General features: G+C 63.8%; 23 protein-coding genes. 16 read left to right on the plus strand and 7 right to left on the minus strand.

Annotated features, from left to right (window positions below):
* Positions 1–23 precede the first annotated feature (23 nt).
* From ABC729_RS03065 to ABC729_RS03075, 3 genes are all read left to right on the plus strand, one after another.
* Positions 24–248 carry a F0F1 ATP synthase subunit C gene (locus ABC729_RS03065; RefSeq protein ID WP_102111671.1) on the plus strand — a complete coding sequence of 75 codons (225 nt, stop codon included), beginning with the start codon at positions 24–26 and terminating at the stop codon, positions 246–248.
* A 204-nt stretch (positions 249–452) separates the two neighbouring features.
* Positions 453–1,070, plus strand: a complete 618-nt coding sequence (locus tag ABC729_RS03070) for a F0F1 ATP synthase subunit B family protein (RefSeq protein ID WP_495606187.1) — start codon at positions 453–455, stop codon at positions 1,068–1,070.
* Positions 1,070–1,552, plus strand: coding sequence for a F0F1 ATP synthase subunit B family protein (locus tag ABC729_RS03075; protein WP_495606188.1), 483 nt, complete (start codon positions 1,070–1,072; stop codon positions 1,550–1,552). The genes ABC729_RS03070 and ABC729_RS03075 overlap by 1 nt, the downstream gene beginning before the upstream one ends.
* A 60-nt stretch (positions 1,553–1,612) precedes the next feature.
* Here ABC729_RS03075 and ABC729_RS03080 read toward each other — a convergent pair whose 3' ends face one another.
* Genes ABC729_RS03080 through tldD form a run of 3 tightly spaced genes read right to left on the minus strand, consistent with a single transcriptional unit; the run spans position 1,613 to position 3,585 of the window.
* Complete coding sequence (locus ABC729_RS03080; protein WP_495606189.1) at positions 1,613–1,882, minus strand: type II toxin-antitoxin system RelE family toxin; 270 nt, start codon at positions 1,880–1,882, stop codon at positions 1,613–1,615.
* Entirely contained in the window at positions 1,866–2,090 is a 225-nt protein-coding gene (relB, locus tag ABC729_RS03085) for a type II toxin-antitoxin system RelB family antitoxin (RefSeq protein WP_495606190.1), read from the minus strand. Before relB ends, ABC729_RS03080 begins: the two co-directional genes overlap by 17 nt.
* 58 nt (positions 2,091–2,148) lie before the next feature.
* Positions 2,149–3,585, minus strand: a complete 1,437-nt coding sequence (gene tldD / locus ABC729_RS03090) for a metalloprotease TldD (RefSeq protein WP_495606191.1) — start codon at positions 3,583–3,585, stop codon at positions 2,149–2,151.
* Between the two features lie 410 nt (positions 3,586–3,995).
* On the opposite strand from tldD, the gene coxB reads away from it, so the two are divergent.
* The 9 genes from coxB to ABC729_RS03135 all read left to right on the plus strand — a co-directional run bounded on the left by coxB (position 3,996) and on the right by ABC729_RS03135 (position 11,955).
* The gene (gene coxB, locus ABC729_RS03095; protein ID WP_495606192.1) at positions 3,996–4,850 is read left to right on the plus strand and encodes a cytochrome c oxidase subunit II; all 855 of its coding nucleotides are present in this window, start codon (positions 3,996–3,998) and stop codon (positions 4,848–4,850) included.
* Positions 4,851–4,874: 24 nt separating this feature from the next.
* Positions 4,875–6,488 (plus strand): cytochrome c oxidase subunit I, encoded by a 1,614-nt coding sequence (gene ctaD / locus ABC729_RS03100; RefSeq protein WP_495606193.1) that lies wholly within the window; start codon positions 4,875–4,877, stop codon positions 6,486–6,488.
* A 128-nt stretch (positions 6,489–6,616) separates the two neighbouring features.
* Complete coding sequence (gene cyoE, locus ABC729_RS03105; RefSeq protein ID WP_495606194.1) at positions 6,617–7,522, plus strand: heme o synthase; 906 nt, start codon at positions 6,617–6,619, stop codon at positions 7,520–7,522.
* Positions 7,523–7,539: 17 nt separating this feature from the next.
* A complete protein-coding gene (locus ABC729_RS03110; protein WP_495606195.1) occupies positions 7,540–7,707 on the plus strand; it encodes a cytochrome c oxidase system small membrane protein in 168 nt (55 codons plus the stop codon).
* The gene (locus tag ABC729_RS03115; protein WP_495606196.1) at positions 7,704–8,396 is read left to right on the plus strand and encodes a cytochrome c oxidase assembly protein; all 693 of its coding nucleotides are present in this window, start codon (positions 7,704–7,706) and stop codon (positions 8,394–8,396) included. The genes ABC729_RS03110 and ABC729_RS03115 overlap by 4 nt, the downstream gene beginning before the upstream one ends.
* A 58-nt stretch (positions 8,397–8,454) precedes the next feature.
* Positions 8,455–9,324, plus strand: a complete 870-nt coding sequence (locus tag ABC729_RS03120; RefSeq protein WP_495606197.1) for a cytochrome c oxidase subunit 3 — start codon at positions 8,455–8,457, stop codon at positions 9,322–9,324.
* A 20-nt stretch (positions 9,325–9,344) separates the two neighbouring features.
* Entirely contained in the window at positions 9,345–9,728 is a 384-nt protein-coding gene (locus ABC729_RS03125) for a DUF983 domain-containing protein (protein WP_495606198.1), read from the plus strand.
* Between the two features lie 5 nt (positions 9,729–9,733).
* A complete protein-coding gene (locus tag ABC729_RS03130; protein WP_495606199.1) occupies positions 9,734–10,474 on the plus strand; it encodes an SURF1 family protein in 741 nt (246 codons plus the stop codon).
* Positions 10,471–11,955 carry a carboxypeptidase M32 gene (locus ABC729_RS03135; protein ID WP_495606200.1) on the plus strand — a complete coding sequence of 495 codons (1,485 nt, stop codon included), beginning with the start codon at positions 10,471–10,473 and terminating at the stop codon, positions 11,953–11,955. The genes ABC729_RS03130 and ABC729_RS03135 overlap by 4 nt, the downstream gene beginning before the upstream one ends.
* A gap of 9 nt (positions 11,956–11,964) precedes the next feature.
* On the opposite strand, the gene ABC729_RS03140 is transcribed toward ABC729_RS03135, so the two are convergent.
* The gene (locus tag ABC729_RS03140) at positions 11,965–12,414 is read right to left on the minus strand and encodes a YaiI/YqxD family protein (RefSeq protein ID WP_495608631.1); all 450 of its coding nucleotides are present in this window, start codon (positions 12,412–12,414) and stop codon (positions 11,965–11,967) included.
* Positions 12,415–12,510: 96 nt separating this feature from the next.
* On the opposite strand from ABC729_RS03140, the gene ABC729_RS03145 reads away from it, so the two are divergent.
* Both ABC729_RS03145 and ABC729_RS03150 read left to right on the plus strand, forming a co-directional pair.
* Positions 12,511–12,840 carry a YkgJ family cysteine cluster protein gene (locus ABC729_RS03145; protein WP_495606201.1) on the plus strand — a complete coding sequence of 110 codons (330 nt, stop codon included), beginning with the start codon at positions 12,511–12,513 and terminating at the stop codon, positions 12,838–12,840.
* 69 nt (positions 12,841–12,909) lie between these two features.
* Entirely contained in the window at positions 12,910–13,842 is a 933-nt protein-coding gene (locus tag ABC729_RS03150; RefSeq protein ID WP_495606202.1) for a glycerophosphodiester phosphodiesterase, read from the plus strand.
* A gap of 6 nt (positions 13,843–13,848) precedes the next feature.
* On the opposite strand, the gene ABC729_RS03155 is transcribed toward ABC729_RS03150, so the two are convergent.
* Complete coding sequence (locus ABC729_RS03155; protein WP_495606203.1) at positions 13,849–14,862, minus strand: hypothetical protein; 1,014 nt, start codon at positions 14,860–14,862, stop codon at positions 13,849–13,851.
* Position 14,863: 1 nt separating this feature from the next.
* Positions 14,864–16,048 carry a glutamine-hydrolyzing carbamoyl-phosphate synthase small subunit gene (gene carA, locus ABC729_RS03160; RefSeq protein ID WP_495606204.1) on the minus strand — a complete coding sequence of 395 codons (1,185 nt, stop codon included), beginning with the start codon at positions 16,046–16,048 and terminating at the stop codon, positions 14,864–14,866.
* Between the two features lie 380 nt (positions 16,049–16,428).
* Between carA and ABC729_RS03165 the strand changes: the two genes are divergently transcribed.
* Together ABC729_RS03165 and ABC729_RS03170 are read left to right on the plus strand one after the other, a co-directional pair.
* A complete protein-coding gene (locus ABC729_RS03165) occupies positions 16,429–16,887 on the plus strand; it encodes a GatB/YqeY domain-containing protein (protein WP_495606205.1) in 459 nt (152 codons plus the stop codon).
* 4 nt (positions 16,888–16,891) lie between these two features.
* The gene (locus ABC729_RS03170; RefSeq protein ID WP_495606206.1) at positions 16,892–17,752 is read left to right on the plus strand and encodes a GNAT family N-acetyltransferase; all 861 of its coding nucleotides are present in this window, start codon (positions 16,892–16,894) and stop codon (positions 17,750–17,752) included.
* Positions 17,753–17,773: 21 nt separating this feature from the next.
* Here ABC729_RS03170 and ABC729_RS03175 read toward each other — a convergent pair whose 3' ends face one another.
* A complete protein-coding gene (locus ABC729_RS03175) occupies positions 17,774–18,292 on the minus strand; it encodes a hypothetical protein (protein ID WP_495606207.1) in 519 nt (172 codons plus the stop codon).
* Positions 18,293–18,441 lie beyond the last annotated feature (149 nt).

Genomic DNA, 18,441 nt, shown 5'->3' on the forward strand with positions numbered 1-18,441 from the left:
TTCCAACCTAGAGGAACTTCAAAATGGAAGCTGAAGCCGCAAAGTTCATCGGTGCCGGTCTCGCCATGCTCGCCCTGCTGGGCGTTGGTATCGGCCTGGGTAACCTGTTCTCCGGCCTGTACCAGGCTGCTTCGCGTAACCCGGCCGCTCTGAACTCCTACAAGACCTTCGTCTTCATCGGCTTCGCGCTGACCGAAGCGACCGGTCTGTTCGCGCTGGTTATCGCCTTCCTGATCCTGTTCGCTTAATCAGCGAACAGTTTCTTAGAACCGGCGCCTTCGGGTGCCGGGGCTTCAGCGCCGGGATCACCGCCGCTGCCGGGTATCAAATCCGACAGCGGCGGTCGCTCTATGGGCCCTATGGTCCTTACTTCCGAGCTTTTCCCTCTGGCGCTGACGGGAATTTGGCGTGACCGGCCCTTGGCGGTCGGTCAGCAGTGAATGGGTGCTTCTATGCCTGTCGAACGCTTTTCGCGCCTGTGCGCCGGCGCCGTGACGGCGCTGACCACGGCCATCGTCCTTGCAGCGCCTGTCCTGGCCGCTGCCGAGGGCGAGCATGCCGAGCATGCCAAGAAGGGCTTGCCGCAGCTGAACCCGGACAGCTTCGCCTCCCAGGTTTTCTGGTGGGCGGTGACGTTCGGCCTGCTGTTCTGGCTGATGTCCAAGGTGGCGCTGCCGCGCGTCGCCGAGGTGCTGGAAGCCCGCCAGGAGAAGATCTCCAACGATCTGGAGAAGGCGTCGGCCCTGAAAGCCGAAGCTGAGGGCGTCATGCAGGCCTATGAAAAGGCCCTGACGGAAGCCCGTGGCAACGCGCAGAAGGAAATTGCCGCCAGTGTGGCCGCTTCCGATGCCGAAGCCGCGCGCCGCAACACGGAACTGGGTGCCAATCTGGCGGCCAAGACCCGTGACGCGGAAGCCCGCATCCAGGCCGCTAAGCAGGAAGCGCTGTCCAATCTGAGCAGCGTCGCCGCCGAAGCTGCCCTGGCAGCCGCTGCCCGCCTGTCGGGTGCCGATCTGTCGCCGGAAGCGGCTGCCGCTGCGGTCGATAGCGTTCTGAAGGAGCGTGCGTGATGTTTGCGAACAGCACTTTCTGGTACGCCGTCGCGTTCGTCATCTTCATCGTTGTGGTTGCCCGCCTTGCCGGCAAGGGCATCCTCGGTGGTCTTGACGCCCGCAGCAAGCGCATCGCCGACGAGCTGGAGCAGGCTCAGAAGCTGCGTGAGGACGCGCAGGCAGCATTGGCGCAGTTCCAGCGCAAGCAGCGCGACGCCCTTAAGGAAGCCGAGGCCATCGTCGCCCAGGCCCGTGAGGAAGCCGCCCGCATCCGCGCCCAGGCTGCATCCGATCTGGAAGCTGGTCTGAAGCGCCGGGAGCAGCAGGCGGTCGACAAGATCGCCCAGGCCGAAGCGCTGGCCCTCCAGCAGGTTCGTGATCTGGCTGTGGACATTGCTGTGCAGGCGACGGAAAAGCTGCTGGTGCAGAATGTCGATGAGGCCCGCAACAGCGTGCTGGTCGATGCCGCCATCAGCGAACTGCCGTCCAAGCTGCACTAAGCGGCTCAACGGTTCGCGTTACGAAAAAGCCCGCCATATGGCGGGCTTTTTTGTTTTCGGCTATCGATACACGTCGCCCCGGTGGCCGATGCGCACGACAAGGATTGTCACGGTACCATCGTTGATTTGGGCGATGATGCGATAATCACCGACCCGGTATTTCCAGAAGTCGCCCAGACTCGATCCCTTCAATGCTTCTCCAAGGGATCGGGGGTCATCGATTACCGAAAGACGTTCACGTAGAAAACGAACGATACGCTGGGCCACGGCCCGGTCGAGCTTTGTAAGCTCCTTCTTTGCGGGGTCGTCGAACTCAATCTGCCAGACCAAGTTCGCGTTCCACATCTATCAGGGAGTGGCTTTTGGACAGGCCAGCCTGATGTGCGGCGAGCCGCTGTTCGGCCAGATAGAGGTCTTCGAGATCGTCCAGATGCTGCAGGATGGCTTCACGGACATAAAATGTCTCGGGCCGCCCCGTCGCACGGGACAGTGCCGCCAACCTTTCCTCCACATCCGCCGGCAATTGCACCGCCAGCATGATCATCCTCCATCACAGAGAACGCATTATAACATCTGGCGGTGACAAACACCAACCCTCACGCCGCCTTCGTCCCGCCGACCGTCAGGCCGTCGATGCGCAGGGTGGGCTGGCCGACGCCGACGGGCACGCCCTGGCCGGCTTTGCCGCAGACACCGATACCGGGGTCCATGGAACTGTCATTGCCGATCATGGTGACCTTGGTCAGCGAGTCGGGGCCATTGCCGATCAGGGTGGCACCCTTGACCGCCGGACCCAGCTTGCCATCCTCGATCAGATAGGCCTCGCTGGCGGAAAACACGAACTTGCCCGAGACGATATCAACCTGACCGCCGGAGAAATTGGCGGCGAAGATGCCGCGTTTGACCGACGCGATGATCTCCACCGGGCTTTTGTCGCCGCCGCGCATCACGGTGTTGGTCATGCGGGGCATGGGCATATGGGCATACCCCTGGCGGCGACCATTGCCCGTGGGCTTCACACCCATCAGCCGGGCATTCAGCCGGTCCTGCATATAGCCTTTCAGGATGCCATCCTCGATCAGGACGGTGCATTGGCTGGGCGTACCCTCATCATCCACGGTGATCGAACCGCGCCGCCCCTCGATAGAACCATCATCGACGACGGTCACGCCGGGGGCGGCGACCCGCTGGCCCAGCAGGCCGGAGAAGGCCGATGTCTGTTTGCGGTTAAAATCCCCCTCCAGCCCATGGCCGATAGCCTCATGCAGCAGGATACCGCACCAGCCGGGGCCGAGGACCACCGGCATCTCCCCGGCTGGTGCCTCGATGGAGCCGAGATTGATCAGGGCACCGCGCAGCGCCTCATCAACATAGCCCTGCCAGACGTCCGGCTCCAGGAACTGCTGATAGGTGCGCCGGCCACCGGCACCGTGGCTGCCCGACTCCATACGGTCACCTTCCGCCACGACGACCGAAACGTTCAGTCGGACCAGGGGACGGATATCAGCCACGCGGCTGCCATCGGCGCGGATGACCTGCACGGCCTGCCATTCGCCGGAGAGGGAGGCAGAGACCTGACGCACGCGGGCGTCCTTGGCGCGGGCATAGGCGTCAATCTGCTCCAGCAGCTTCACCTTCGCCTCAAACGGTACCAGGACCAAGGGATTGTCGGAGGCATAGAGCAGACGGTTGGTGCCGATGGGGGCCTCTGCCATCATACCGCTGTGGCCGGCATGGACGGCGCGGACGGTGTCGCCCGCGCGGCGGATCGCGTCTTCAGTCAGGACGGAGGCGTGGGCATAGCCGGTCGCCTCGTCCGCGACAGCGCGCAGGCCGAATCCCTGGCTGGTGTCGAACGACGCGCTCTTCAGCTTGCCATCGTCCCAGGCGAAGCTCTCGCTCTGCGCATATTCCAGGAAAAGCTCGCCATCATCGGCACCGCGCAGCGCATTGCCGACCAGCCCACCGGTGCGGCCCAGATCAAGGCCGGCCTGATTGAAGAAGATTTCATCGGTCTGGGACAGAAGCGACATGGCGCGCAGCCTTCCTTGGCAACGGATTGGAGTCTCTCGTCAGAATGGCGATGCCGCGCCGCCGTGGCAAGGCTGGCGGGCCGCGCCATGCGCCAGATCAATCCCTTGGCCCCCTGCGACGCAATGACCACCGGCCTTGCAGGCCAGAGATGGCGGACGATCTTGCCGTTTGTGGGTGCTTGCCTGTATGGTCTGCGACGATATGTGCGCCCCATCCTGGTGGCGCATATGTTGTTCGTGAGCCCCACGCGCGTGTAGTGTCCCGCCGAAACGGTTTGATCCGTTCCGGGTCTGCGTCACGCCGCGACTTTCCCGCCCACCGCCATTGGCGGGTGGTGGAGGGGATGGGCGGGCGGTCCGGCTGGCTCAAGCGGGGGGACAACCTCCGGCAACGACGAGAGTGGTAAGGGATGTCTGTAAGCAAGATCGGCGCCGCTGTGACGGCCCTGTTTGTCAGCGCGATGGTCGGGGGCTCGGCCTTGGCGCAGGAGGCGGCGAAGGCCGTCGGTGCGCCGCAGCCCAAGCAATTGGGTCTTCAGGAAGCGGCCTCGCCCGTGATGGAGCGGCTGCATGATTTCCACAACATCCTGCTGTGGACGATCATCGCTATCGCCGTGTTCGTTACCCTGCTGCTGCTCTATGTGATGATCCGCTTCAACAAGCGGGCGAACCCGGTGCCGTCGACCACGACGCACCACACCTGGCTGGAAGTGGCCTGGACGGGTATCCCCGTTCTGATCCTGCTGCTGATCGCCATCCCGTCTTTCCGCGTCCTGTACTACATGGACAAGGCGCCTAACCCGGAACTGACGGTCAAGATCACGGGCCACCAGTGGTACTGGAGCTTTGAATATCCCGACCATGAGGGCCTGTCCTTCGAGTCGCGGATGATCCCCGACAATGAGATCCAGCCGGGCCAGCTGCGCCTGCTGGAAGTTGACAACCGCATCATCGTGCCGGTCGGCGTCGATGTGCGGGTCCTGGTCACAGGCGCCGACGTCATCCATTCCTTCGCCATTCCCGCCCTGGGCGTGAAGAAGGACGCGATGCCGGGCCGCCTGAACGAGACCTGGTTCAACGTCACCCGTGAGGGTGTGTATTACGGACAGTGCTCCGAAATCTGCGGCACCGGCCATGGCTATATGCCGATCGCCGTCGAGGCCGTGTCCAAGGAGCGCTTCCAGGAATGGCTGGGCCAGCAGAAGCAGGCCTTCAACAGCAATGGCTCCGCGCCGCGTCAGGTCGCTGAAGCGACCGCGCAGTAACGGTTCGGAAGAGAGGGTAATACCATGGGTGCTGTCACCGGGGCGCACGCCCACGATCACCACGATCACAAGCCTGGCTTTGTGAAGCGCTGGTTGTTCTCGACGAACCACAAGGACATTGGCACGCTTTATCTGTATTTCTCGGTGCTGGCGGGCCTCATCGGCGGCCTGTTCTCCGTGATCATGCGCCTTGAGCTGCAGGATCCGGGCATCCAGTACATGATGGCGTTCGGCGCTGACAGCGGTCAGCAGTGGAACGTGTTCATCACGGCCCACGGCCTGATCATGGTGTTCTTCGTGGTCATGCCCGCCCTGATCGGCGGTTTTGGCAACTGGTTTGTGCCGCTGATGGTCGGCGCGCCTGACATGGCCTTCCCGCGCCTGAACAATATCAGCTTCTGGCTGGTGGTTCCGGCCTTCCTGCTGCTGCTGGGTTCCGCCTTTGTCGGCCCCGGCGCCGGCACGGGCTGGACCGTGTATCCGCCCCTGTCGTCGTCGGAATATGGCCATAGCGGCCCGTCGGTCGATATGGCGATCTTCGCCCTGCATCTGGCCGGTGCGTCGTCGATCCTGGGTGCGGTGAACTTCATCACCACCATCTTCAACATGCGCGCTCCGGGCATGACGCTGCACAAGATGCCGCTGTTCGTCTGGGCCATGCTGGTGACCGCGTTCCTGCTGCTGCTGGCCGTGCCCGTCCTGGGCGGCGCCATCACCATGCTGCTGACCGACCGTAACTTCGGCACGGATTTCTTCAATCCGGCCGGCGGTGGTGACCCGATCCTGTTCCAGCACCTGTTCTGGTTCTTCGGTCACCCCGAAGTGTACATCATGATTCTGCCGGCCTTCGGCATCATCTCCCACATCATCTCGACCTTCTCCAAGAAGCCGGTGTTCGGTTATCTGGGCATGGCCTATGCCATGGTCGCCATCGGCGTCGTCGGCTTCATCGTGTGGGCCCACCACATGTTCACGGTCGGCCTGTCGGTTGATACCCGCGCCTACTTCACCGCCGCCACCATGATCATCGCCGTGCCGACGGGCGTGAAGATCTTCTCCTGGATCGCCACCATGTGGGGCGGCTCCATTGAGTTCAAGGTGCCGATGGTCTGGGCGATCGGCTTTATCTTCCTGTTCACCATCGGTGGTGTGACGGGCGTGGTGCTGGCCAATGGCGGCATGGATATCGCCATGCACGACACCTACTATGTGGTGGCGCATTTCCACTATGTGCTGTCGCTGGGTGCCGTGTTCGCCATCTTCGCCGGTTACTATTACTGGGTCGGCAAGATGTCGGGTCGCCTCCATCCGGAATGGGCAGGTCACCTGCACTTCTGGACGACCTTCGTCGGCGTCAACATGATCTTCTTCCCGCAGCACTTCCTGGGCCTGGCCGGTATGGCCCGCCGCATGCCCGACTATCCGGACGCGCTGCACTTCTGGAACATGATCTCTTCTTACGGTGCCTATATCTCCTTCGGCTCGACCATCTTCTTCTGCGTGATGGCTATCTACACGCTGCTGTTTGGTCGCAAGGCTGAGGGTGATTACTGGCAGACCGGTGGTACGACCCTGGAATGGACCCTGTCCTCCCCGCCGCCGTTCCACCAGTTCGAGACCCTGCCGAAGATCAAGTAAGCAGGGCAGGGGGCAACCATCCCTCTGCTTCTCATGCAAATGCCGCGCGGCGGGCGACCGCCGCGCGGTTTTGCCAAGTACCTTCGTGTTCAGTTTCTTTTTTTTGAGCGTGTGAAGAGACCATCATCATGACCGACAGCGTGATCGCCCCCGAGATCATGGACAGTCAGGCGTCGAGCGGCACGGTGCGCGACTATGTGGCACTGCTGAAGCCGCGCGTCATGTCGCTGGTCGTTTTTTCCGGTTTCGCCGGCATGGTGGTGGCTCCCGGCCATCTGCATCCGGTTCTGACCCTGGTCGCCGTGCTGTGCATCGCGCTGGCCTCGGGTGCCGCCGGTGCCATCAACATGTGGTATGACCGCGATATCGACGCGATGATGGAACGGACCGCCAAGCGGCCGATCCCGCAGGGGCTGGTCCCCGCCGATGAGGCGCTGGCTTTCGGCATCATTCTGACCATTGCGTCCGTCACCCTGATGGGCTTGGCCCTGAACTGGGTGGCCGCCGGCCTGCTGGCCCTGGCGTCGGGTTTCTATATCTTCATTTATACGATGTGGCTGAAACGCCGGACGCCGCAGAACATCGTCATTGGCGGCGCCGCCGGGGCTTTCCCCCCGATGATCGGCTGGGCCGCCGTGACGGGTGATGTGTCCCTCGCTTCCATCGTACTGTTCTCTCTGATCTTCTTCTGGACCCCGCCGCATTTCTGGGCGCTGGCCATCTTCCGCAAGCTGGATTACCAGCATGCTGGTGTGCCGATGCTGCCCGTCGTCGCCGGTGAGCGTGAGACGAAGAAGCAGATGCTGATCTACACGCTGATCCTGCTGCCGCTGGCGATCAGTCCCTATTTCCTGGGGATTGGTGGCCTGACCTATCTGGCAGGCTCGATCATCCTGGGTCTGGCTTTTGTCGCCTATGCGGTGCAGGTGCTGCGCAGCGAGGATCACAAGCCCGCCAAGCGCATGTTCGCCTTTTCCATCCTCTACCTGTTCCTGCTGTTCGCGATCCTGATCGGCGAACATCTGGCAGCGTGAGAAGGGGAGGTATTGCCATGACCGAACAGCAGAACCAGGGCCCGGCCCGCAAGCATGGCGGCGATACCGAGCTGCACCGCCGCCAGCGCGGCAAGAACCTCGCGGTTCTGGCGGCACTGTTTGCCTTCGTTGCCATCATCTATGTGGTGGCCATGGTGCGGATGAGCGGAGGGACGTTTCCATGAGCCGTGAGCCGATCAATCCCCAGGATCTGGGCCGTCGCAATGCACGCACGGCGGTGAAGCTGGGCGTGGTTGTCGCAGGCATGGTCGGCCTGTCCTTTGCCTCTGTCCCGCTTTACGATCTGTTCTGTCGGGTCACGGGCTTTGGCGGCACGACAATGGTGGCACAGAAGGTGCCTGAAAAGGCGCTGGAGCGGGTGGTCACGGTGCGGTTCAATGCCGACGTGAACAATTCCATCAACTGGGAGTTCAAGCCCGACACGCATGCCGTCGATGTGCATGTGGGCGAGGCGATGACCATCGCCTATCGGGCAAAGAACCTGGAAAACCGTGCCGTTATCGGCACCGCGACCTATAATGTCACGCCGGAAAAGGCGGGGCAGTATTTCAACAAGATTCAGTGCTTCTGCTTTACAGAGCAGAAGCTGGAACCCGGACAGTCGATCGACATGCCGGTCAATTTCTATGTCGATCCGGCCATGGCCGACGACCCGGAAATGGCCGATGTGAAGACCATCACGCTGTCCTATACCTTCTTCCGCGCGGCTGATCAGAGTGCGGCACTGCCCACCCCGGGGAAGGGTGCGGCAGCCGGACCACTGGACGGCGCGGATGGGAAGGATTACCAAGGGAATGCACAAGGTTCGGTCGACAAATCGAACCCCGGTGCTGCCCCGGGGAACAGGTCGTAAGATCTGGTCCCGCAAGTCACGTATGATCCAAAGTTCCTTGGTTTGAGGGAAAAGAGAGATGGCTGACGTCAACGCCCATATCGGTGGCGGCAATACCGGGGATGGCATTCCGCAGCCCTACCACCTGGTCAATCCGAGCCCCTGGCCCCTGCTGAGTTCGTTCGCCGCCGGTACGCTGGCGACGGGCTTGGTGCTGAAGTTCCATGGCCATGGCTGGTACCTGCTGGCCGCCGGTCTGCTGGCCGTGCTGGCCTGCATGTTCGGCTGGTGGCGCGACATTGTTAAGGAATCGGTGGTCGAGAAGGCCCATTCCCCCGTTGTGAAGATCGGCCTGCGCTATGGCATGTCGCTGTTCATCGCGTCGGAAGTGATGTTCTTCTCTGCCTTCTTCTGGGCCTTCTTTGATGCCTCGATCTTCCATAACGAGGCCATCCAGTTTGCCCGCGTTGAAGCGAATGGCGGCGTGTGGCCGCCGAAGGGCACCGTTCCCTTCAACCCGTTCGACCTGCCGTTCCTGATGACGGTCATCCTGCTGCTGTCCGGCACCACCGTGACCTGGGCGCACCACGCGATGGTGGAAGGCAAGATGCAGGAGGCCGCAAAGGCTCTGGGCATCACCGTCCTGCTGGGCGTGATCTTCTCCGGTTTCCAGGCCTATGAATACAGCCATGCCGCTTTCGGCTTCGGCGCCAATGTCTATTCCTCGGCCTTCTTCATGGCGACCGGCTTCCACGGTTTCCACGTGTTGATCGGGACAATTTTCCTGGCCGTCTGCTACTTCCGCACCAAGAAGGGCCACTTCACCGCCGAAAGCCATTTCGGTTTTGAAGCCGCCGCCTGGTACTGGCACTTCGTGGACGTGGTCTGGCTGTTCCTGTTCATCTCCATCTACTGGTGGGGTGCCGGCGGGGCCTGGGTCGCTCACTGATCCGGGGCGGGGTTATCCCCGTGACGGAGACGCCATCCTCCCTGCTCAGCGTGGGTTTGCGGTGCCGCTGCCCACGCTGCGGCCAGGGTGCCCTGTTCAAGGGCTTTATGCGGGTCGTCGATCGCTGTCCGGTATGTGGCCTTGATGTGGCCGCCGCCGACAGCGGGGACGGCCCGGCTGTTTTTCTGATCTTCATCCTGGGCTTCACGCTCGTGCCTGCCGCCCTGATCTTCGCCTTGAAGGTCGATTGGCCGCTCTGGGTCCTGCTGCTGCTCTGGGGGCCGATCATCATTGGCACCACGCTGGGCCTCATGCGCCCGGCCAAGGCGCTGACCATTGCCGCCCAGTACCGTTATCGCCGGGATCAGTTCGGCGAGGATCAGGATGAGGGCGGGGAGGGCTGAAACCCATGTCCGCCATCGCCCGCCGTCAATTCCGGCCGCGCCTGATCCCCTCCATCGCCGCCTTCATCGCGCTCGCCATCCTGTTGGGTCTGGGGACCTGGCAGGTGGAGCGGCTGGACTGGAAAACCGATCTGATTAAGCGGGTTGAGGCCGGTTTGGCCGCCGACCCGGTGGAACTGCCCGCCAGCATCGACCGGGCCGCCGATTGGGACTATGTCCGCGTGCAGGTCACGGGGCGGTTCCTGCATGACAAGGAAGTCTACATAGGCCCCCGCCTGTATCCCCGCCCCGATGGCAGGCAGGAACAGGGCGTGCATGTCCTGACGCCGCTGGTCCGTGATGACGGGGCCGGTATCGTACTGATTGATCGCGGCTGGGTGCCGCTGGAAAAGCGTGATCCGGCCACCCGCGCGTCGGGGCAGGTGGAAGGCAGTGTCACCATCAGCGCGATTGCCCGCGTGCCGCAGGACCGGGCCTTCATGCAGCCCGATAATGACACAGCATCCCGCACCTTCTTCTGGCTGGATATGCAGGCACTGGCCGGTATTTCCGGGGTCGAGCGAATGTCTCCCTTGGTCCTGCAGGCCGATGCCACCGCCAACCCTGGCGGGTTGCCCATCGGCGGGCGTACCATCGTCGCCCTTAAGAATGACCATCTCTCTTACGCGCTGACCTGGTACGGGCTGGCCCTGACCCTGGTCGGCGTGTTCATCGCCGCCAGTTTCCGCCGCCGGGAAGAACCATGAATCTGTCCGCCTATGCCGCCCTGGAAAAGCATTTCGCCCGCCGCGCTGGGTTGCAGGGGGCCTTGGGCATTTTGAACTGGGATAGCCGGACCATGATGCCGGCGGCGGCATCACCCGCCCGCGCCGATCAGGTAGCGGCATTGGAAGGGGCCATCCATGGCGCGCTGATGGACCCGGCGGTGGCCGACTGGCTGGACCGGGCCGAATCCGATGCCGAGCATCTGGATGACTGGCAGCGCGCCAATCTGACGGAGATGCGGCGGGAGCATCTGCTGGCCACCGCCGTGCCCGCCGATCTGGTGGAAGCCAACGCCCGCGATGCTGCCCGATGCGAGATGGTCTGGCGCACGGCCAAGGCGGAGAATGACTTTGCCCTGCTGCTGCCGTACCTGCAAAAGGTGTTGAACCATCAGCGGGAGATTGCGGCGGCCAATGCCGCCGTGCTGAATTGCGGTCTTTATGACGCGCTGCATGAGCTGTATGAGCCGGGCAGCCGCGTTGCGGACTTTGGCCCCGTCTTCGATGATTACGCTGCGTTCCTGCCGGGATTCCTGGCAGAGGTTGAGGCGGCGCAGGCGGGTGAACCCAAGGCCGAACCCTTTGAAGGCCCGTTCCCGGTGGAGGCGCAGCGCGCCCTGGTGCAGAAGCTGGCCGGGATCCTGGGCTTCGCGGGCCGCGTCGATCAATCGCTGCACGCGTTTTGTGGCGGTGCCACGGGCGATGTGCGCATCACCACCCGCCTGGACCCCGACAATTTCTTCAAGTCGCTGAAATCCGGCCTGCATGAGGCGGGCCACGCGCTCTATGAGATGGGCCGTCCCGCCGCCTGGGCGTCGCAGCCTGTGGGGCAAGCACGTGGTCTTGGCGTACATGAAAGCCAGAGCCTGACCTTCGACATGCAGGTGGGAAGGCATCCGCGCTTCCTGGAATGGCTGGCCCCGCAACTGGCGGAGGCCTTTGACCGCGAGGGCGATGCCTGGTCGGCGGAGAACCTGCGCCGCCGCTTCCGCCGGGTGGAACGCACCTTTAGCCGCGTCGATGCGGATGAGGTCACCTATCCCGCCCATGTCATCCTGCGCTGGCGTCTGGAACAGGCGCTGATTGAGGGGCGGATGGAACTGAGTGATTTGCCCGAGGCTTGGAACCAGGGCATGCGCGACCTGCTGGGCATCACGCCGCCCGATCTGGCCCAGGGCTGTTTGCAGGATATCCATTGGCCCAGCGGGGCCTGGGGCTATTTCCCCACCTATACGCTGGGTGCGATGATGGCGGCACAGCTTTTCCAGGCCGCCTCAGGCGCTATCCCGGACCTGCCCGATCAGATCGGGCGCGGGGATTTCCGCGATCTGGTGGCGTGGCTGGGCGATAATGTGCATCGCTGGGGCCGGTACCTGTCAGCCCGCGACATCCTGATCCGCGCCACGGGCAAGCCGCTGGATGCCGGCATCTTCAAGGCGCATCTGCGGGCGCGGTATCTATAATACGGGCGCTCACCGGCCCCGCTTGACCTCGTTCGCCATCTTGTCCAGTTCCTGAAGGAACTTGCTCTTGTCGGCCTTGGTCATGGGGGCGTTGCCACCCTGAACCACGCCCATGTCGCGCAGATCCTGCATCAGGGCGCGGGACGCCAGGGCAGAGCCGATATTGGCAGCGGTGAAGGGCCGCCCGTTATTGCCCAAGACCTTGGCCCCAGCGTCCAGGCAGCGCTTGGCAAGCTGGATATCGGCGGTCACCACGATGTCGCCCGGTCCGCATTTCTCCGCGATCCAGTTATCGGCGGCATCGAACCCGTCGGAAACGACAACCATCCGTACCAGCCCGCCCGGCGGCACCCGTAGCGGGCCATTTGCGACCAGATGCACCGCCATGCCATAGCGTTCGGCGACGCGGAACGTCTCCTCCTTCACGGGGCAGGCATCGGCATCGACGTAGATTTCCAGCATGGGCATGTTCCTTGGGGCGTGGCACCCTGTATAGCAGAGCATGTTCCCTTGCCAAGCGGGCCGGCGTCGGTCACAAACCGGCATCCCCCTTTCATGGCGGCACCCGTGGACCAGCAACCAGACCCACCCCCCTTCGCCTGCCAGGAATGCGGGGCCTGCTGCGCCTATGCCGCCGACTGGCCGCGCTTCTCACTGGAGGAGGATGCCGACATTGCCCGCATCCCAGAGGCGATGGTGGCGCCAGACGGATCGGGCATGCGCTGGACCGGGGAACGCTGTGCCGCCCTGTCGGGCACGGTGGGGGAGCATGTGGCCTGTACCATCTATGCCGACCGTCCCATCGTCTGTCACGATTGCGTTGCGGGGGACGAGGCCTGTCTGATGGCACGCGAACGGCATGGAATGTCGATCACTCTGCCATGAACTCCTTGCCATGAAACCGTAACGCATCCGCCCTATGGTCCGTAGCAGACCGAAAGAACGGATGTCGATATGCGCCTTTTCGCCCCGCTGATCCCCTTAATTCTGACCGCTTTTCCGGCTGCTGCCTTTGATCTTCAGGCCCATCGCGGCGGACGGGCCCTGTGGCCGGAGAACACGTTGCCAGCCTTTGAGCGGTCGCTGGACTTAGGCGTCGATACGCTGGAGCTGGATACGGGCGTCACCAAGGATGGCGTCCTGATCATCGCCCATGACCGGCATGTGGATGCCAATCTGGCCCGACGCCATGGTCAGTGGGTGGAAGGGCCGCAGCCGACCTGGCACAGCCTGACCCTGGGGGAGGTGCAGACCATTGACGTCGGGCGCATCCGGCCCGACAGCCCCTATGCCAAGCGGTTTGCGCGCCAGATGCCGATGGATGGCACGGGCGTGCCCACCTTGGCTTCCCTGTTCGATCTTGTGAAGAAGCGGTCAGATAGCAGGGTTCGTTTTAACATCGAAACGAAAATCGATCCGACCAATCCCGGCGATAGTATCGATCCCGAAACATTTGCCGCCCTGTTGGTGCGGCAGGTCCGCGACGCGGGCCTGAGCGACCGCGTGACAATCCAGAGCTTTGACTGGCGCACCTTGCAGGCAGTGCGGCGCATCGCGCCGGAGATCGCCACCGCCTATCTGACCATCATCGATCCGGAAGAAAGCAATGTGTCGATGGAGAGCATCAGCCCCTGGACCGCCGGCTTTGATCCTGTGCGCCATGGCGGCAGCCTGCCGGCGGCGATCAAGGCGGCGGGGGGGACGGTCTGGTCGCCCTACCACCTGAACCTGACACCGGAACTGGTTCGCGAAGCGCAGGGGCTGGGCCTGAAGGTCATCCCTTGGACCGTCAATGATCCCGCCGATATGAAGCGGCTGATCAACTGGGGCGTGGATGGGTTGATCACCGATGATCCGGTGACGGGCAAGCAAGTGTTGGGGCGGTGACGCCCGTTATACGGCGTCGCCGAGCCAGCGCGAGGTCACCGGCTCCAGATCACCGCGCCAGCGGGCGATCTCTTCGGCGACCTGTTCCAGGGCGCGTTGGTCGCGGTAGCGTTTGCGGGCGCGGTTATTGTCGCCCTTGGCCTGCATGGCCGCCAGACGGGCCGACACGCGCGGATCGCCGATGATCACCTGACGCCAGCGGTCCAGGCGGATTTCGGCGGTGCAATCGACAATGGCCTGGGTGCCGGGACGCCGGCCCAGCTTGATGGCGGCGGGGGCCAGACGGGCCGCCACCGACAGGGACACGTCCTCCGGCATGCCGGGGAACACGGCCCTCACGGCCTCGGCAATGCTGTCCTTCAGGTCCGCCCCGCGCTGCTTGTCATCGCGCGCCACACGCTTGGCCGACACTTCCATGCGGCGGCGGCTATGCGCCATCACCTGTTCGGCCACTTCCTGTGCATCGGCATCCAGCCACAGGACAGGACCGCCGGCCAGAAGATCGGCGACCGGGGCGGGCAGGGCAGGGTGGAAGCCATCGGCCACAAAGGCCAACCGCAGCTTGATCAGTGATTTCAGGGCGCGTTCACGGCCCGCATCGGCGGCCAGGAATGCGGCCTGTGACACGGGAGCGGCCTTGAGCAGGCTGTCCAGCGCCTCCAGATCGCCACCGGTCCAGCGGCGGCCATGCAGAAGCCGTTCGGCCCGGTCGCGCAAAAGCGCACGGCCGGCATCACGCGGATGGGCGGGCGCCACCTCGATCAGCTTCCACACCGTATCGACCAGCCGGGCCACGGCCCAGCCGGCATGGATATCGAGGGGCCGGTCGGTCGGGAAGGCGCCGTTGGGCAGGTTCCAGACGTCACTGACGCGGATCAGGCCGCTGCCATCCAGGAACGCCTCCCCACCGGGGGAGCGGTTGATGACCGGCCAGCTGGCGACCAGTCCGGCCACCCCCTCCGGCATGCCGGAAGGGCGGTCCCATTCACCAAGACGGATATGGCCCAGATCGGTTGTCACCTCAATACCGCCCTTCGATGGCGGCGATGAACCGGTCGAACAGATAGTGGCTATCCTCCGGGCCGGGGCTGGCTTCGGGATGGTACTGAACCGAGAAGACGGGACGGCCCGACAGGCGGATACCTTCATTCGTGCCGTCGAACAGGGAGACGTGGGTGACCTCTACCTCTTCCGGCAGGCTTTCGCGCAGGACGACGAAGCCGTGATTCTGGCTGGTGATCTCCACCACGCCCGACGCGATATCCTTCACCGGATGGTTGGCGCCACGATGGCCCTTGTCCATCTTGACGGTGCGCCCGCCCAGCGCCAGGGCCAGCATCTGGTGACCCAGGCAGATGCCGAACACGGCCTTGCCGCTATCCACCAGCCGCGCGATGGTCGGCACGGCATATTCACCCGTGGCCGCCGGGTCGCCAGGGCCATTGGACAGGAAGATGCCGTCGGGGTTCAGCGCCAGGATTTCCTCCGCCGTGGTGGTGGCGGGCACCACCGTCACCTTGCAGCCCGAAGCGGCGAGGCAGCGCAGGATGTTGCGCTTGGCACCGAAATCCATGGCGACGACATGGTGCTTGGGATCGGTCTGCTTGCCGTAGCCGTCCTTCAGCGACCAGATCGACTGATCCCAGCTGTAGGTCTGGCGGGTCGTGACTTCCTTGGCCAGATCCATGCCTTCCAGGCCAGGCCATTCCTTGGCGATCTTTACCAGGGCGTCGATATCGAACACGCCATCGGGCGAATGGGCGATCACGCCGTTGGGCGCGCCATTGTCACGGATGCGGCGGGTCAGGCGGCGGGTGTCGATACCCGACAGGCCGACCAGATTATGGCTTTTCAGCCAGGCATCCAGATGCTGGGTGGCGCGCCAGTTGGCGGGCTCGGTGATGTCGGCCTTGATGATCAGACCGCGCGCCACCGGCGTCACCGTCTCGATATCTTCCGGGTTGGTGCCGACATTCCCGATATGGGGGAAGGTGAAGGTGATGATCTGACCGGCATAGGACGGGTCGGTCAGGATTTCCTGATAGCCCGTCAGGGAGGTGTTGAAGCACACCTCACCCACACTGTGGCCCACGGCGCCGACACCGCGTCCCCAGAAGACCGACCCATCGGCCAGGACGAGAACGCCCGTGGCTCCCTTGGGAGCGGGCGCGCGGGTGGGGGAACCCATCGGCGGGGTGTCGGTCATGCTCGGGCACCTTTATCTGCGAGATCGGCGCCGGAGCGCCGGTGAAAAGGCCGTGCCTTCCCGCCCGAAAGGCGGGGCGGCCTGCCCGCAGTCGCGTCGCGGGTCCAAATCATCCGCCGGGATATCCCGCCGGGCGAAGGGCCGCGCCGATGCCGCGCGCCGGCCAGGGCCGGTACGGTTCTGAAGGTGAATTAGCCATTCGGGCGCGCGGGGTCAACCAACGTGGGCGCGCCCCTGCCACGCGCCATCATTGGGTGTCGCGGAATGACCAGCATAAACCTGTTTCTGGGCGGCGACGCGATCCATTCCTATTCGCTGGCATCTGCCGGCCTGTTTGGATAATGTTGCCGGCTGTTTCACCTGTCCCCTGGAGTTGTCCGATGTTGCGCCAGACGCTGAACGAAGCCCTGAAGGATGCGATGCGCGCCAAGAACAGCCGCGGCGTTGCCACCCTGCGGCTGATCCTGGCGGCGTTGAAGGACCGCGATATTGCGGCGCGCACCAGCGGCAACCAGGACGGTATCGATGACGCCGCTATCCTGTCGATGTTGCAGACCATGGTGAAACAGCGCCGCGAAAGCATCATCATGTATGAGCAGGGCGGTCGTGTCGAACTGGCCCAGCAGGAGAAGGAAGAGATCGATGTGATCGAGGCCTTCCTGCCCCGGCAGTTGAACGAGGATGATACCCGCGAAGCCATCGCCGCCCTGATCGCCGAACTGGGCGCCACCGGCGTCAAGGATATGGGCAAGGTGATGGCGGAGCTGCGAGGCCGTTTCGCCGGCCAGATGGATTTCACCAAGGCCAGCGCCCTGGTGCGCGAGAAGCTGGCCAACTGAACCCATGACCGGCATCCGGTTGCTGATGCCGGGTGATGAGGGCCGGCTGGATACCTATCTGGCCCGCCACCCGGCGACATCCATGTTCCTGCGCTCCAACCTGCGGCGTGTGGGGCTGGAAGATCGGGCAGAGCGGTTCCATGCCCGCTATGCGGCGCTGGTGGATGGCGACGGTGCCGTCCACGGCGTGGTCTCCCATGCCTGGAACGGCAATCTGCTGATCCAGGCGGAACCGGACATTGCCGTTGAACTCGCGCGGTTTCATCTGGCGGCGGGCGACCGGGCGGTGGCCGGGATTATCGGGCCGCTGCCGGCGGTGCGCGCGGTGCAAACCCTGTTCCCGGACCGGCCCCTGTTGAAAGACGGGGCCGAGGATCTGTTCGACCTGTCCCTGTCCGATCTGAAGGTACCGGCGCTGCTGACCGATGGCGGCCTGTCCTGGCGGCGGGCCGTGGCGGGGGATGTGCCGCTGCTGTCCTCATGGCGCGTCGGCTACTGCGTTGAAACGCTGGGAGAGGCGGATAGTGACGGGCTGCGCGCCCGTGCCGCGGCCGATGTCGGTGCCTGGGTCGCGGCGGACGACGTGTTTGTGGTCACCGGTGCCTATGGCGTGCCGCTGTCCATGGCAACCCACAATGCCCGCATCCCCGACACGGTGCAGATCGGCGGGGTCTGGACGCCGGCACTGCTGCGCGGGCGCGGGCTGGCACGGGCCGTGGTGGCCGGTGCCCTGCTGGCGGCCCGGGATGACGGGGCCGACACGGCTGTCCTGTTCACCGGCAAACAGAATGAGCCAGCCCGCCGGGCCTACCTGTCGCTGGGTTTCCGCATCATCGGCGATTATGGGATCGTGCTGCTGGGATAGGGTGGTTTGACTTCGCCATCCTCACACTTTGATGTCCACGCCCTTGGACGCGTCCTCCCGTGTGACCATGCGGCCATCCAGGGAGATGAAATATTTTGCCGATTTGGTCAGCTGATCCGGGTTCAGGCCCATGGCGGTCAATTCTGCCCACATGGGGGCAAGATTTTCCTGGTTGCGGTACTTGTCCGTGATGGCGTCGATGGCCTTCTGCGTGTCGGCGGGGACAAAGGGCAGATAGCCGCGTTCATTGGCCGGCAGGGCCATCTGGAAGGCCAACGGCGGGTCGCCGTCCTGGCCGTACTTACGGCCATGGGTCATCTCGAATTCCCGCTGCCGGCGTTGGATTTCATTGTTCCGCGCGGCGTCATAGGCCTCGCGTTCCTTCTTCAGCGCTGCCATCTCCTCCTTCTGCTGGGCCGCCGGATCGGGTGGTGCTGTGCCCGTCTTGGCAGCGGGGGCCGGGGTCTGCGTGCTGGCGGGTGACTTCACCTGCAGCCGCGACAGGATCGCGGAGGAGGAGAACATGGAGCTGATATTCATGGCGCATGCCCTTCGTGCGGGAAACTTTGTTTCCAAGGGCAAGCAATCTCCGTACCGACGAATTTCGAACCAAATTGGACTTATCCACAGGCTGTGAATCACGGGGCCATCTGGGGATGGATGCCGGTGCGCGTGGCGTTGGGGCCACC

The organism is Niveispirillum sp. CC-CTL257, assembly GCF_059489915.1.